The sequence below is a fragment of the Bacillus ndiopicus genome (assembly GCF_000612805.1).
GTDB classification, from domain to species: Bacteria; Bacillota; Bacilli; order Bacillales_A; family Planococcaceae; genus Metasolibacillus; species Metasolibacillus ndiopicus.
The window spans coordinates 133,195-146,625 of the sequence record NZ_HG964408.1; the positions used below are offsets into that span (position 1 = coordinate 133,195).

The window sequence follows — 13,431 nt, forward strand, 5'->3', positions numbered from 1 at the left end:
CGTTGTTTTTAGCAGCAAGCACTTAAATAAAATGCAAATGGCTGTTGGAAAAGCAGGTGCAAACCAGTTTTCCAACAGCCTTCTCTAATTTTCAATATGCTTTTTAACGAGATAACAAAACCAATTGCAAACTGGATTAGTTTGTAAATTAGCAAGCATACCATGCATAATAGCGGCACGTGGTTGAGAGGATTGGAGCTGCTCAGTGATAATCGTTACTGAATCCTGTAGCAATCCGTCATCCAAATAAGAATGTAATATGTTTGCTTCTTGTAAAATGTTTTCTAATGTAATTAACGCTTCTTCTGTTGAATGTAGAGTAATCATCTCCTTTGTTATAAAAGGAGTTTTTGCATGTGTAGCGATAATCGTAGTTTTTTCTACAAGACTTTTGGAAAGTGCCTGTAAATCATATGGATAGGCGTTGGCCTTTTGAAACATATGCTCAGAGTAGCCAGAAATAAAACCTTTAATAATAATTGCTAAATCGTAAATATGCTGCGCTGATTGAGGATAAAGCTCTAGCAATAAATTTTCAATAAGCTTGTTCATCATCGTGTCGTAAAGTGCCATTTTTTGAATAAGCTCTTCACTGAGGAACTGTGTATGCTCTTTAAAAAATACAGAGGCCAATGTGATATGTTCCTGTATGATAGAAAATATTTGATAGTAGTAATTATAAAGCTTCTGCTCAGGGCTCTTACCTTCATTGACTGATTGGTCAATTCGTGTAGCGACATCTTTCACAAAGTAGTCAATAATGGAAATAATAAGCTCATCTTTTGACTTGAATGATAAATAGAAAGCTCCTTTTGATATGCCGCAAGCATCTGTTATTTGTTGAACGGAAGTAGCGTCAATTCCTTTGGTAGCAAAGAGCTGTGCAGCCGTCTCTAAAATAAGTTGCTTTTTTGACATAATTTTAACCACCTTTCTTAATTGACAACTGACTGATTAGTCATTAGTATAGAATTTGTAATAAAAAGTGTCAAGAAAGGATTGATATACACGTGCATTCTTTAGTGAATTTTGTTTTGAAAAACAAATTAGCTGTATGGTTATTAACGATTATTGTTACCGTTTCGGGTATTTATTCAGGTACGAGAATGAAAATGGAGTCGATTCCTGATATTTCGATTCCTTATTTAATCGTAGTAGGTGTTTATCCTGGGGCAACACCTGAACAAGTAATGGATGAAATGTCCATTCCATTTGAGAAAAAAGTGGAAAGCTTAGAGGATGTGAAATCAGTATTTTCAACATCATCGTCAAACGTTTCACAAGTACAAATAGAGTATGATTATGGCGTTGATATGGACGAGAAAAAGCGCCAATTAGAATCTGCTCTAGATGATATCACTTTACCAGAGGGGGCACAAAAACCTTCTGTTATGGCGATTAGTATGAATATGATGCCGGTTATGGCGTTATCTATAAGTAGTTCAAACGAAGATATCGTTGAATTAACTTCCACAGTAGAGGATATTGTATTACCAAAGATTAATAAAATTGAAGGTGTTGCATCTGCTTCTATTACAGGTCAGCATGTAGAGCAAGTTTCATTTACATATGATGAAGCGAAAATGGCTGAGCTTGGTTTAACAGAAGAAACCGTGAAGCAAATGATTCAAGCAAGCGATATGGCCTTGTCACTAGGTTTGTATGAATTTACAGTTGGTGAGCAAGCTGTTGCTGTTGATGGTAAAGTAAAATCTATCGATGAATTAAAAGAATTATTAATTCCAGTAACACCTTCAGCAGAGAACCCATCACCATTTGTCCGTTTAGGTGATATTGCGAAAATCGAGGTTGAAGGTAAAGTTCAATCGATTTCACGTACAAACGGTGAGGATTCCATCGGTGTTCAGATTGTGAAGGCGCAGGATGCGAATACAGTAACTGTTGTTAATGCAGTAAAAGAATTAATTGATGAGGAAACAAAGAAAATTGATGGTTTAAAAATTGATGTATCGCTTGACCAAGGTAAGCCAATTGAAGATTCTGTATTTACAATGATTGAAAAGGCTGTATTTGGTGGTGCGATTGCAGTATTAATTATTTTACTATTTTTACGTGATTTTAAATCGACGATTATTTCGATTATTTCGATTCCAGTTTCAGTATTTATGGCATTTCTATTATTAAACTGGATGGATATTACGTTAAATATTATGACGTTAGGTGCAATTACAGTTGCAATTGGGCGTGTTATTGATGACTCGATTGTTGTAGTTGAAAACATTTATCGCCGTATCCACTTAAAGCAAGAAAAATTAACAGGTCGTGCATTGATTCGAGAAGCAACAATTGAAATGTTCAAGCCGATTTTTTCATCTACATTAGTAACGGTGGCAGTATTTGCACCTTTAATGCTTGTAGGTGGCATGATTGGTGAGCTATTTATGCCATTCGCATTAACGATGTCATTCGCGTTAGGTGCATCATTGCTAGTAGCGATTACGATTGTACCAGCATTATCTCACTTCTTATTCCGCAAAAAAGTGTATGGCGAGAAAACAGAAAGCCAGCATAAAGAAGTAGGTAAACTAGCAATTTGGTATAAAAATGTATTAGAAAAAGCATTAAATCATAAAATTATTACATCTACAATTGCGATTTTAATGCTTGTCGGTTCACTTGCATTAACGCCATTGATTGGCTTTAGCTTCCTAGGTTCACAGGAAGAAAAGGTAGTATACTTAACATACACACCAGCTACAGGCGAGCTAAAAGATCAAACTGAAGAAAATGTAAAAGTAGTTGAGCAGGAATTAATGAAGCGTGATGATATTGATGTCGTACAAATCTCAATTACTGATGCTAAAAGTGCTGATCCATCAACGATGATGATGGGAGGCGCTGGTGGCGGTGCATTAATGTACTTAATTTTTGATCCAGATATGAAAGACTTCCCAGCTGCTCGTAAAGAGGTAGAGGACTATGTGTTTAATATCGGACAATCTGGTGAGTGGAAGTCACAAGATTTCGGTGCAATGGGCATGGGTTCAAGCGAAGTAAGCTACACATTATATAGCGAAAATCTGGATAATTTGCGCAAATCAGTTGAGCAAGTGGAAGGCGCATTACGTGGTGTTGATGATTTAGAAGATGTTAAATCAGATAACGAAAATCCATACGTTGAGCATGTATTAAAAGTAGAGCAAAAAAATGTTTTGCAATACGGCTTAACAACAGCACAAATTGTCATGGCTTTATCGCCACAAGGCACTGCTGAAACATTAACAACTGTTGAGTATAATGGGAAAGATATAAATGTAATTGTTCAACGTGAGGCAAAAGCAGCAGCAAAATCAATAGATGATATTTTAGCAACAGAAATCCCAACTGCACTAGGCACAACAATGAAGATTGGTGACTTAGTGGAAGTGGAAGAAGGAACGACTTTAAACTCTTTAACGCGTTCTAAAGGTGAATATTTCGCAACGGTGAAAGCGAAAGTTGTTGGTAATGATATTTCAAAAGCGACAGCTGCGGCAGATAAAAAAATTGATGAGTTAGACTTACCAAAAGGTGTAACAACAGGCGTTTCTGGTGTTGCAGCAGATATGGCAGAAGCATTTACACAATTAGGTATTGCGATGCTTGCTGCGATTGCTATCGTCTACTTCATTCTTGTTGTAACATTCGGTGAAGGTTTAGCGCCATTTGCGATTTTATTCTCGTTACCATTCGCAGTAATCGGGGCATTTGGTGGCTTGTTCGTAACAGGTCAAACAATTTCTGTATCGGTTATGATGGGTATGCTAATGTTAATTGGTATCGTTGTAACGAATGCAATCGTTTTAGTTGACCGTATTATTCATATGGAGCGAGATGGTATGACGATGCGTGAGGCAATTTTAGAAGCGGGTATGACACGTTTACGTCCGATTTTAATGACGGCAATTGCAACAATTGGTGCGATGCTACCAATGGCGTTCGGTAACGCGGGTGGCGGTCTAATTTCGAAAGACTTAGCTGTAACAGTAATCGGTGGCTTACTTTCTTCAACATTATTAACATTAGTAGTTGTACCAATTGTGTATGAGCTACTTTCAAAAATGCTTAAGAAAAATCGTAAGGATATCGAAGTGGATTAATATAGAAAAGGGTGTTGGGAAAGGTTTAACCTTCCTAACACCCTTTTCATCTGTTGCAAAAACTACAGAAAAATTAATAAATTTCATATACTAAATCACTTTGAATTTCTAGCTTCTTATTGAAGGGCACATAAATAAACAGTTGACCAGCAGGGGTATCACCTGCATCATAGCCCAATCGAAAATCTCCATTTGCACTAAATTCAAATTCAGACAACACTAGTTCACTCACATCTTCGTCAGGATGCGTTTCGGCAATCAGGTCAAGTGCCCTGAGGCTCAGCTCGTCAAAATGATTCCATGCTTCTTTGATTATTGGTGACAACCATTTCATATCGGCTTTTGTGACTGCTTCTGTACTAACAGGAAGCTCTTGCTCTTTATAGCATAGTGTAGATGTATAGGTAGATGCCGAAACATCATATTGAAACATTCCAACTCCTTTAATAGCATAATCAGGCTCCACAATTAGATTATCGGCATAGTTCACTTGTTCCAATTTGGGGTTATGGGTAGTATCCAGCTTCTCTATTTTGTTCTCTGAGCAATAAAGCTCAGTTAGATGTGTACTATAGCTGAGATTTAGGCTTCTAATATGATTGTTAAAGCATCTTAGTCGCTCTAACCGCGTATTGTTGCTTATGTCCAAATTTTTAAGATGGTTGTTATTGCATCGGATATCAATCAATTCTGGGCAGTTTGATATATCTAGGCTGATTAAATAATTGTTTCCACAATCCAGTCGTACTAGTTGGGAACTGCGTTTCATATTCAAGTCAAACAAAGCGTTGTAACTACAATTAAGCTCTTGCAAATTGATAACCTGTTCTAGGTTTAAATCTGAGATAATATTCCAATAACAATTTATACTCACAAGCATAACATTTTGACTGACATCCAAATCTTGAATGCGGTTAAACCCACAATCGAGGTTTTCCAGCTCAGCATTGTTCGTCAAGTTCAACGAGGAAATTTGGTTTTTGTTGCAGTCTAATACTTTCAATAGTGGGTTGTAATTTGTACATAGCTGAGTCAACTCATTGTATCTACAAGACAAATTCTCCAATTTTGGATTATTGCTAAGATCAAGTGAAGTCAATTTGTTCACTCCGCAATCAAGTATCTTTAAACTGTTATTTCTGCTAATATCAATATCTGACAAATTATTGAATGAGCAATCTAGCTCTTTGAGGGCTGTGAAATGCTCAATTCCTTTCAAGCTTGAGTATTTATGGTTAGCAATTTGCAATGATTCAATTTGATTTACATCACTCAGTAGAATCGTTTTCTGATTGTTACAAAAGGTTTCTAGTATGTAATTTCTGAAGTGTTCATCAATGAAATCTTGAGTTATATCCATAGCGCACCCCTTGGTATAAATATTTAAAAAATTTTTGGTTTAACATCAATTTATTGCTGATTTTGTGCTGTGAAAGTTAAGCTCACAATATTATTATAAATTCATGCTGTTAGATGAACAACGGCATTTGTACCCGCTTAGGTCTAAGGGCATTAGCGATATTGTGTTTGTTATAGCAACTGTACATAGGAAATGGTATCTTAGTAAAAAAGGGGGAGTAGTCATGGAACATTATCAAATAGCTATTATTGGGGCGGGTCCTGGTGGCTATGTTGCAGCAATTCATGCAGCCAAGTGTGGCTTAAAGGTGGCGCTTGTAGAAAAAGATAAAGTTGGTGGTGCTTGCTATAACGTTGGCTGTATTCCATCGAAAATTATGCTAGAGCATAGTAAGCTTGTACAGGAAATTCGTCGCGGTACAGATTGGGGTATTACAGTACCTACAATTGATATTGATTTTCCAAAGTTAATGCAACGTAAAGATGCAGTTGTGGCAGAGCTTCTGGCTAATATTGAAGGCTTTATTGAGAGTGCACAAATTACGATGTATCGAGGAGAAGCGAGTGTTACAGCAGAGCGGAAGGTTATAATGGGCGAGCAGGTATTTACAGCAGATAATGTCATTCTAGCAACGGGCAGTCGTCCCTTTGTACCACCTTTTAAAGGAATTGAAACAGCAAAATATTATACAACAGATACGTTTTTTGCAATAGAAAAATTACCAAAAGAGCTAACGATTATTGGTGGTGGTGTTATTGCGATTGAAATGGCCTTCGCATTAGCGCCAATGGGAACAAAAGTAACCGTTTTAAATCATAGTAAAGATATATTACAAACAGAGGAGCCAGATGCGCGACCTTTAATTCGCCAGCGTATGGCACAGCTAGGCATTGAGCTTGTGACAGATTTTACGTTTGAAGAAATTCGTGGCAATGAAATACATACTTCTAAAGGGGTATTTAAATACGAGAATCTACTATTTGCCACAGGTCGTCGTCCAAATACACAAATTGCGGAAGCTTTGGAATTAAAAATGGATGGTCGTTTAATTGCGGTTAATAATCATTACGAAACAAGCATTCCTAATATTTTTGCAATAGGTGATCTTGTAGGTGGCTTCCAATTAGCACATTCAGCGAGTGCAGAGGGTATGCATGCAGTGGACTATATTTTAGGTAAGCACCCGCGTGTTATCAATCAACAGGAAATTCCACGCTGTGTTTATACACATCCCGAAATAGCAACATTTGGGATGCTAGAGCATGAGGCACCAGCAGATGCAATTGTTACAAAAATGTATTTACCAACAAACCCTAAAGCTCTGCTAGAAGGCAATATACAAGGCTTTATGAAATTCGTAGCAAGCCCTGAGGGAGATATTTACGGGGCTTGCGTCGTTGGAGATGGCGCAACTGAAATGATTAATGCCATGCTCGCTTGTAAAATTACTGGTGGCTCTGTGAAGGATTTAGCGCGTATGATTTTCCCACATCCAACGGTGAGCGAGCACATCGGAGATGCAGCGCGTGCAGTTTTTGGTAAAGCAATTCATTTGAAATAAATATCGTAGTTTGCTATATTATAGTTTAGGTGCCAAACCTACGTAGAGCTTCGGCTTTACAACAGAAGCTTCCACCAACAGCACGGATTTGCTGGGAGGCTTTTGCATAAGAGCAGGGAGATGAGCCCCTGCTCGTTTTTGTATGATTATGAAATTTAAATTATCCTCAATAATATTAATTTAAGAAGCTTCCTTTGTTTATGCCTTTCATCTTAAAATTTTGGTTTTGTAAAAAAAGTAACTACCGCCATTGTGTAAAAAAAGAGATTCCCCAAAATCATAATAATTAAAAAATCATATTCCAAGAAGAAAACTCTTATTAAAATTGTAAAAAAAATAGCTAAAATTATAGTGAATATTAATTTTCCGTATTTGCTAAAATAGGTTTGGAGAATAATAAATGAAAAAGTCAGAAAAATCGGAAAATAAAAATTTATAAAGCCCATCAGCACTCCTCCTGTAATTAATATACCATATTGAGTGATTTTGGTATATACATATAAAAGATTATATGGTAATATACGGTTTATAAGGGGTGATTTTTTTGAAAAAAGTGAAAGTTTTGATTTTGGCAACTTTATTAACACTTGGGGTTACAACAGTTACCCCTTCAGCATCAGCAGCCACTGTGGATGCTTTTGGTTCTAAAGGTCCTTGGTGTACTTATCCATGTACAGACAGCTTCTATTAATACTTATGGTTGCAACTTGTTAATCCTTCAAAATCAACAGTGCTTTCAGTAACTGTTGGTTTTGAAGGATTCTTGCGTACTTCCCGATATAAGCCGAATTTAATTCTCATATCTTCTTTATACAACTACTAAGTCGACGTTTGAATAGGCAGTGTAGCTTTCTAATGAAGTTAAATTAAAATTTAGAATAGCCGGAATTATTTGTTTCGTACAAATTAAGAGTTTTAAATTTTTATAATTGCTTTTACATATTATTCTTAAAAGACTTCAATTTCTCATAAATCCCCGCCATACGCTTTTCCTCTCCTGCAATAACAGGCTGGTAAAATTCCATTCCGACAAGTGCATCAGGCAAGTATTGCTGATTAACCCATCCTCCAAAAGTGCCAATTGGGGTATTATGTGGGTATTGATAACCGACATGTCCAAGTGTTTTTGCACCTGCATAATGAGCATCCTTTAAATGATTTGGAATCTCCCCTATTTTACCGTCATGAATTGCTGCGATGGCGGCATCGAGTGCTTGATAAGCAGAGTTGGATTTATCGCTTAAACACATTTCAATAACGGCGGCAGCAAGAGGAATACGTGCCTCAGGCAGTCCAAGTTTTTGTGCAGCATCCGTTGCCGCGTTGACATGTGCACCAACTGCTGGATTTGCAAGACCTATATCTTCGTAGGCAATGACGAGCAAGCGGCGGCATACCGCAACTAAATCGCCAGACTCTAATAAATGTGCTAAATAATATAATGCGGCATTTGTATCGCTACCGCGAATCGATTTTTGTAAGGCGGATAATAAATTATAAAAATGAGAGCCACCTTTATCGCCATACACACCAATGCGCTTTGCTAAATGTTCAATTGCTCGGTCACTTAGCACTGTCACGCCATCTGTTTCATCAGAGGCATAATAAACTGATTCTAGTAAAGTTAACGCTTTGCGGGCATCGCCATTGCTTGCCTCAGCTATTTTTATAAGCTGCTCGTCAGTAGCAGAAACTTTAAACTTACCAAGCCCACGCTCTTCATCTGTCACTGCTTGTTGCAGTAATACACAAACATCTTCCACAGTTAAACGTGTAAGCTGCAAGATTTCTCCGCAGCGTGAACGAATTGCAGGATTGACGCTATGAAAAGGGTTTTCTGTTGTCGCTCCAATTAAAACAATTGAGCCATTTTCAACATGGGGCAACAATGTATCTTGTTGTAATTTATTAAAGCGATGAATTTCATCTAAAAATAAAATAACCTTTCCAGACATTCTTGCATCCATCACAACTTGCTCGATATCACTTTTTCCTACTTGTGTCGCATTTAAAGAGAAAAATGGCAGCTTTGAGCTACCAGCAATTGCACTGGCAATCGATGTTTTTCCTATACCCGGTGGACCATAGAGCAGCATGGATGGCACATGACCACTAGCAATCATTTTATAAAGGGTACTTTCCTTGCCGATAATGTCTTGTTGTCCTACGATTTCATCTAAATTACGTGGCCGCATTTTATAAGCTAAAGGCTCGTTTTGCATTGATACCACCAACTTTCTTTTATCTTCAGTGTCCTATCATATTGTACTTCTAATAGGAAAGGGTGTGCAATGATTACAGCAATTGAAAATAAACATAGCTTAAAAAAATACAGAAAGGGCTAAATAACCATGTGTCATACTTTGCAAAGCGAGAATGTCTTATAGTTTTGAAAAATCCAACATAACGGAAATCACCGATGGCACGTATAAGAAAGACGATGGCACATACAAGACAAGCTATTGAAGATAGTTTGTTAGCTTGTAAGATTTGTATGAGGCCTCCTTGTATAGCAATAATGCTGCTAGCACAAAACAATAGCAAAGCAACAAGACATGTACCAAATCTTCTTGGGTGAAAAGCTGCATGCTGTGTCCCTACTTTTGAAGGTATTACAACAGAAGTACCCCAATGTCCACCGAAAGCCCAATATATATGTAATAAGGCAATAATCCAGAGCAGTCCTATAGCAACTAGTGATAGAATATAAGTCATTGAATTTCCTCCTTCAAGGGATTAACTATACGCAGAATATCAACTGAATTATCTAATTGCTTTGATTTTTTGTCAATCTTTGCTATGTCTAGACTATTAGAAAAGAATCGAAAATTGAAAGCATTTCCGAGTGGAATAAAAGGAAATATGATATAATGAACGAATGAATGGACTAGAATATTAGAGGTGTTATTTATGAAAATTTCTACAAAAGGTCGATATGGCTTAACAATTATGATTGAATTAGCAAAGCATCACGGAGAGGGACCGATACCATTACGTCAAATTGCGGCAGAAAAAGACTTATCTGAAGCGTATTTGGAGCAGCTAGTATCGCCACTGCGCAACGCAGGTTTAGTAAAAAGTGTGCGCGGTGCATACGGCGGGTATATGCTAGCAAACCCACCAGCTGAAATTTCTGCAGCTGACGTTATTCGTGTGCTTGAAGGGCCGATTCAACCCGTAGAAGGCATTGAAGATGAGGAAGCGCCACAGCGCGAGCTATGGATGCGCATTCGTGACGCGGTGAAAAATGTACTTGATACAACAAGCTTAGAGGACTTAGCGAAATATACAGAGTCTTCACCTACAGATGGCTATATGTTTTATATTTAAGGAGTTTATACAATGACAACAATTTATCTTGATCATGCTGCAACGACGCCAATGTTAAAAGAAGTGCTTGTAGAGATGACTGCTGCAATGGAAACGGTGTATGGCAATGCATCAAGCATTCATACGGCTGGACGCGAAGCGCGTAAAGCATTAGACGAGGCACGCGCAATTTTAGCGAAGCAGCTAGGTGCAACAGCAAATGATATTATTTTGACGAGCGGTGGAACAGAAGCAGATAATATGGCGATTTTCGGTGTGGCCTATGCACGAAAGCACGAAGGAAAGCATATTATTACGACAGAAATCGAGCATCATGCAGTGTTACATGCTTGTGAAAAACTAGAACGTCAAGGCTTTAAAGTAACTTATTTGCCTGTTGATGAAACTGGTCGTGTTGCTGTTAGCGCTGTTGAGAAAGCATTGACAGCTGACACAATTTTAGTAACAGTTATGTATGGCAATAATGAAGTCGGCACATTGCAGCCAATTGAGGAAATTGGTGAACTATTAAAACACCATCCTGCAACATTCCATACAGATGCTGTACAGGCATTTGGCTTAGAAAAAATCGAAGTTGAAAAATTACAAGTCGATTTATTAAGTGCCTCTAGTCATAAAATAGGTGGTCCTAAAGGGATTGGTCTGCTTTATGCAAAAGCAGGGACAAAAATGGACAGCTTAATTTATGGCGGTTCGCAAGAGAAAAAGCGACGTGCAGGAACTGAAAATATTCCGGCTGCTGTTGGCTTTGCAAAAGCAGCACAACTAATGGCAGAAGCGCAGCCAAAAACGCGCAAGGCTTATGAACAGTATAAAGCGATATTGATTGAAGAATTTACGCAGGCGGGAATTGAGTTTACAGTGAATGGTAATGAGGAGCATATGCTACCGCATGTTTTTAATGTGACATTACCAGGCACAGATGTAGAATCATTTTTAGTGAATTTGGATATGGCGGGTGTCTTCGTGTCAAGCGGTTCTGCTTGTACAGCTGGTTCCATCGATCCATCGCATGTGCTTGTAGCTATGTATGGCAAAGATTCAGCAGCATTGCGCAGCTCCATTCGCTTTAGCTTTGGGCAAGGATTAAATGAAGAGCTTGTACGTGATGCTGGAAAACGTACCGTAAATATTGTCAAACGTTTAACGTGATTTTAGTAAGGGATTTAAAATCCCACCGAGGTGTAATTAATTAAAAAATAAATGCTTCGCGCCTTTTACGCGACAGGATTGAAAAGGTGATAATAATGATAGAAACGAGAAAACCATCGGAAATTCGAGTGGTAGTAGGAATGTCAGGAGGGGTCGATTCATCTGTTGCTGCTTACTTATTAAAGCAACAAGGCTATGATGTAATCGGAATCTTTATGAAAAACTGGGATGACACTGATGAAAATGGTGTATGTACAGCTACTGAGGACTATGAGGATGTAATTGCTGTATGTAATCAAATTGGCATTCCATACTATGCAGTGAATTTTGAGAAGCAATATTGGGAAAAAGTATTTACGTACTTTCTTGAGGAATATAAAGCAGGCCGTACGCCAAATCCAGATGTGATGTGCAATAAAGAAATTAAATTTAAAGCATTTTTGGAGCATGCTATGAACCTAGGTGCAGATTATTTAGCGACAGGTCATTACGCGCGCGTTGAACAACGCGATGGTGAAACAGCCATGCTACGTGGTGTTGATAGCAATAAAGATCAAACTTATTTCTTAAACCAATTATCACAGGAGCAATTAAAGCATGTGATGTTCCCAATCGGTCATTTACCGAAGCCAGAAGTGCGTAAAATTGCTGAAGAAGCAGGGCTTGCAACAGCTAAAAAGAAAGACTCAACAGGTATTTGTTTTATTGGAGAGCGCAACTTTAAAGAGTTTTTAAGTCAATACTTACCTGCACAGCCTGGCAAAATGGAAACATTTGATGGCAAAGTAATGGGACAGCATGATGGACTAATGTATTATACATTGGGTCAGCGTCACGGTTTAGGTATCGGTGGAGATGGTGAGCCTTGGTTTGTGCTAGGGAAGGATTTACAGCGCAATGTACTATATGTTGGACAAGGTTTCCACCATGAGGCGCTTTATTCGACGGCATTATCTGCTGTAAAAATGAATTTCACAACGACAGAAGAGCTACCAAAAGAGTTTAACTGTACAGCGAAATTCCGTTACCGTCAGGAAGATTCGCCTGTGAAGGTAGAGCTACGTCCAGATGGCACTGCTTATATCGAGTTTGCAGAGCCGGTTCGTGCCATTACACCAGGACAGGCTGTTGTATTGTATGATGGGGATGTTTGCCTAGGTGGCGGAACAATTGATGAAGTGTTCAAAGATAGTGAAAAATTAACATTTGTTGGGTAAAGGCTGCTGCTATAGCGGTCTTTTGCCATTAGGAGAGATTCACAATGAATTTTAACGAGCAAGGTATTCAAGCCTTTCAAGAAAAAAAATATGAGGAAGCAGCGCAATTTTTTACACAGGCAATTGAAGCTGAGCCAAATGATGCGCTGGGCTACGTCAATTTTGGCAATTTATTAGCCGTGTTAAATGATGTAGAGCGCGCGGAACGCTTTTTCCAAAAAGCGATTACAGTTGATGAAAAATCGGCTACAGCTTATTATGGCTTGGCGAATTTATATTATAATGCAGAGCGTTATATTGAGGCGGCGAAGCTATACCAAAAATCAATTGAGCACGGCATTGAAGGTGCAGATGCTTACTATATGCTGGCGAAATCATTTGAACGCGAGGAGCAGTATAAACTTGCATTGCCATATATGCAACGCGCTGCTGAGCTTGCGCCAACGGATTTGCAAATTCGTTTAGCATACGGCATTTTGCTTTGTGCGCTAGAAATGTTCGATATAGCACAAGGCGAGCTACAGTTTGTGATTGATGAGGATTGGAACAATGCAGATGCGCATTATAACCTAGGTGTGCTGTATGCAGTATCAACAGAGCGTACTAAAGATGCGCTTTATCATTTAAAGCAAGCATTTACATTGCAGCCTGAGTTTGACCAAGCAAAATATATTTATGATATGGTTAATCAACGCGCTAATTTGAATTAAT

At 38.2% G+C, this 13,431-nt stretch carries 11 protein-coding genes; 7 read left to right on the forward strand and 4 right to left on the reverse strand.

Annotated features, from left to right (window positions below; all coding sequences use genetic code 11):
* Window positions 1-84 precede the first annotated feature (84 nt).
* Entirely contained in the window at window positions 85-918 is an 834-nt protein-coding gene (locus TY13_RS15845; RefSeq protein WP_042478085.1) for a TetR/AcrR family transcriptional regulator, read from the reverse strand.
* Between the two features lie 92 nt (window positions 919-1,010).
* Between TY13_RS15845 and TY13_RS15850 the strand changes: the two genes are divergently transcribed.
* A complete protein-coding gene (locus TY13_RS15850; RefSeq protein WP_042478087.1) occupies window positions 1,011-4,100 on the forward strand; it encodes an efflux RND transporter permease subunit in 3,090 nt (1,029 codons plus the stop codon).
* A gap of 73 nt (window positions 4,101-4,173) precedes the next feature.
* Here the strand turns inward: TY13_RS15850 and TY13_RS15855 are convergent, their stop codons facing one another.
* Window positions 4,174-5,460 (reverse strand): leucine-rich repeat domain-containing protein, encoded by a 1,287-nt coding sequence (locus tag TY13_RS15855; RefSeq protein WP_042478088.1) that lies wholly within the window; start codon window positions 5,458-5,460, stop codon window positions 4,174-4,176.
* Window positions 5,461-5,683: 223 nt separating this feature from the next.
* On the opposite strand from TY13_RS15855, the gene lpdA reads away from it, so the two are divergent.
* Both lpdA and TY13_RS20915 read left to right on the forward strand, forming a co-directional pair.
* A complete protein-coding gene (gene lpdA / locus TY13_RS15860) occupies window positions 5,684-7,021 on the forward strand; it encodes a dihydrolipoyl dehydrogenase (protein ID WP_042478091.1) in 1,338 nt (445 codons plus the stop codon).
* Between the two features lie 544 nt (window positions 7,022-7,565).
* Entirely contained in the window at window positions 7,566-7,712 is a 147-nt protein-coding gene (locus tag TY13_RS20915; protein WP_195891711.1) for a hypothetical protein, read from the forward strand.
* 244 nt (window positions 7,713-7,956) lie between these two features.
* Here the strand turns inward: TY13_RS20915 and TY13_RS15870 are convergent, their stop codons facing one another.
* Window positions 7,957-9,243, reverse strand: a complete 1,287-nt coding sequence (locus TY13_RS15870) for a replication-associated recombination protein A (protein ID WP_042478094.1) — start codon at window positions 9,241-9,243, stop codon at window positions 7,957-7,959.
* Between the two features lie 73 nt (window positions 9,244-9,316).
* Entirely contained in the window at window positions 9,317-9,736 is a 420-nt protein-coding gene (locus TY13_RS15875; RefSeq protein ID WP_042478095.1) for a DUF3995 domain-containing protein, read from the reverse strand.
* Window positions 9,737-9,931: 195 nt separating this feature from the next.
* Here TY13_RS15875 and cymR point away from each other — a divergent pair, with 195 nt between their 5' ends.
* The 4 genes from cymR to TY13_RS15895 all read left to right on the forward strand — a co-directional run bounded on the left by cymR (window position 9,932) and on the right by TY13_RS15895 (window position 13,430).
* Window positions 9,932-10,351 carry a cysteine metabolism transcriptional regulator CymR gene (gene cymR / locus TY13_RS15880; protein ID WP_042478097.1) on the forward strand — a complete coding sequence of 140 codons (420 nt, stop codon included), beginning with the start codon at window positions 9,932-9,934 and terminating at the stop codon, window positions 10,349-10,351.
* A gap of 12 nt (window positions 10,352-10,363) precedes the next feature.
* Entirely contained in the window at window positions 10,364-11,503 is a 1,140-nt protein-coding gene (locus tag TY13_RS15885; RefSeq protein ID WP_042478099.1) for a cysteine desulfurase family protein, read from the forward strand.
* Window positions 11,504-11,598: 95 nt separating this feature from the next.
* Window positions 11,599-12,720 carry a tRNA 2-thiouridine(34) synthase MnmA gene (mnmA, locus tag TY13_RS15890; RefSeq protein ID WP_042478101.1) on the forward strand — a complete coding sequence of 374 codons (1,122 nt, stop codon included), beginning with the start codon at window positions 11,599-11,601 and terminating at the stop codon, window positions 12,718-12,720.
* Between the two features lie 44 nt (window positions 12,721-12,764).
* The gene (locus TY13_RS15895) at window positions 12,765-13,430 is read left to right on the forward strand and encodes a tetratricopeptide repeat protein (protein WP_042478103.1); all 666 of its coding nucleotides are present in this window, start codon (window positions 12,765-12,767) and stop codon (window positions 13,428-13,430) included.
* The last annotated feature ends 1 nt before the right edge of the window (window position 13,431 follow it).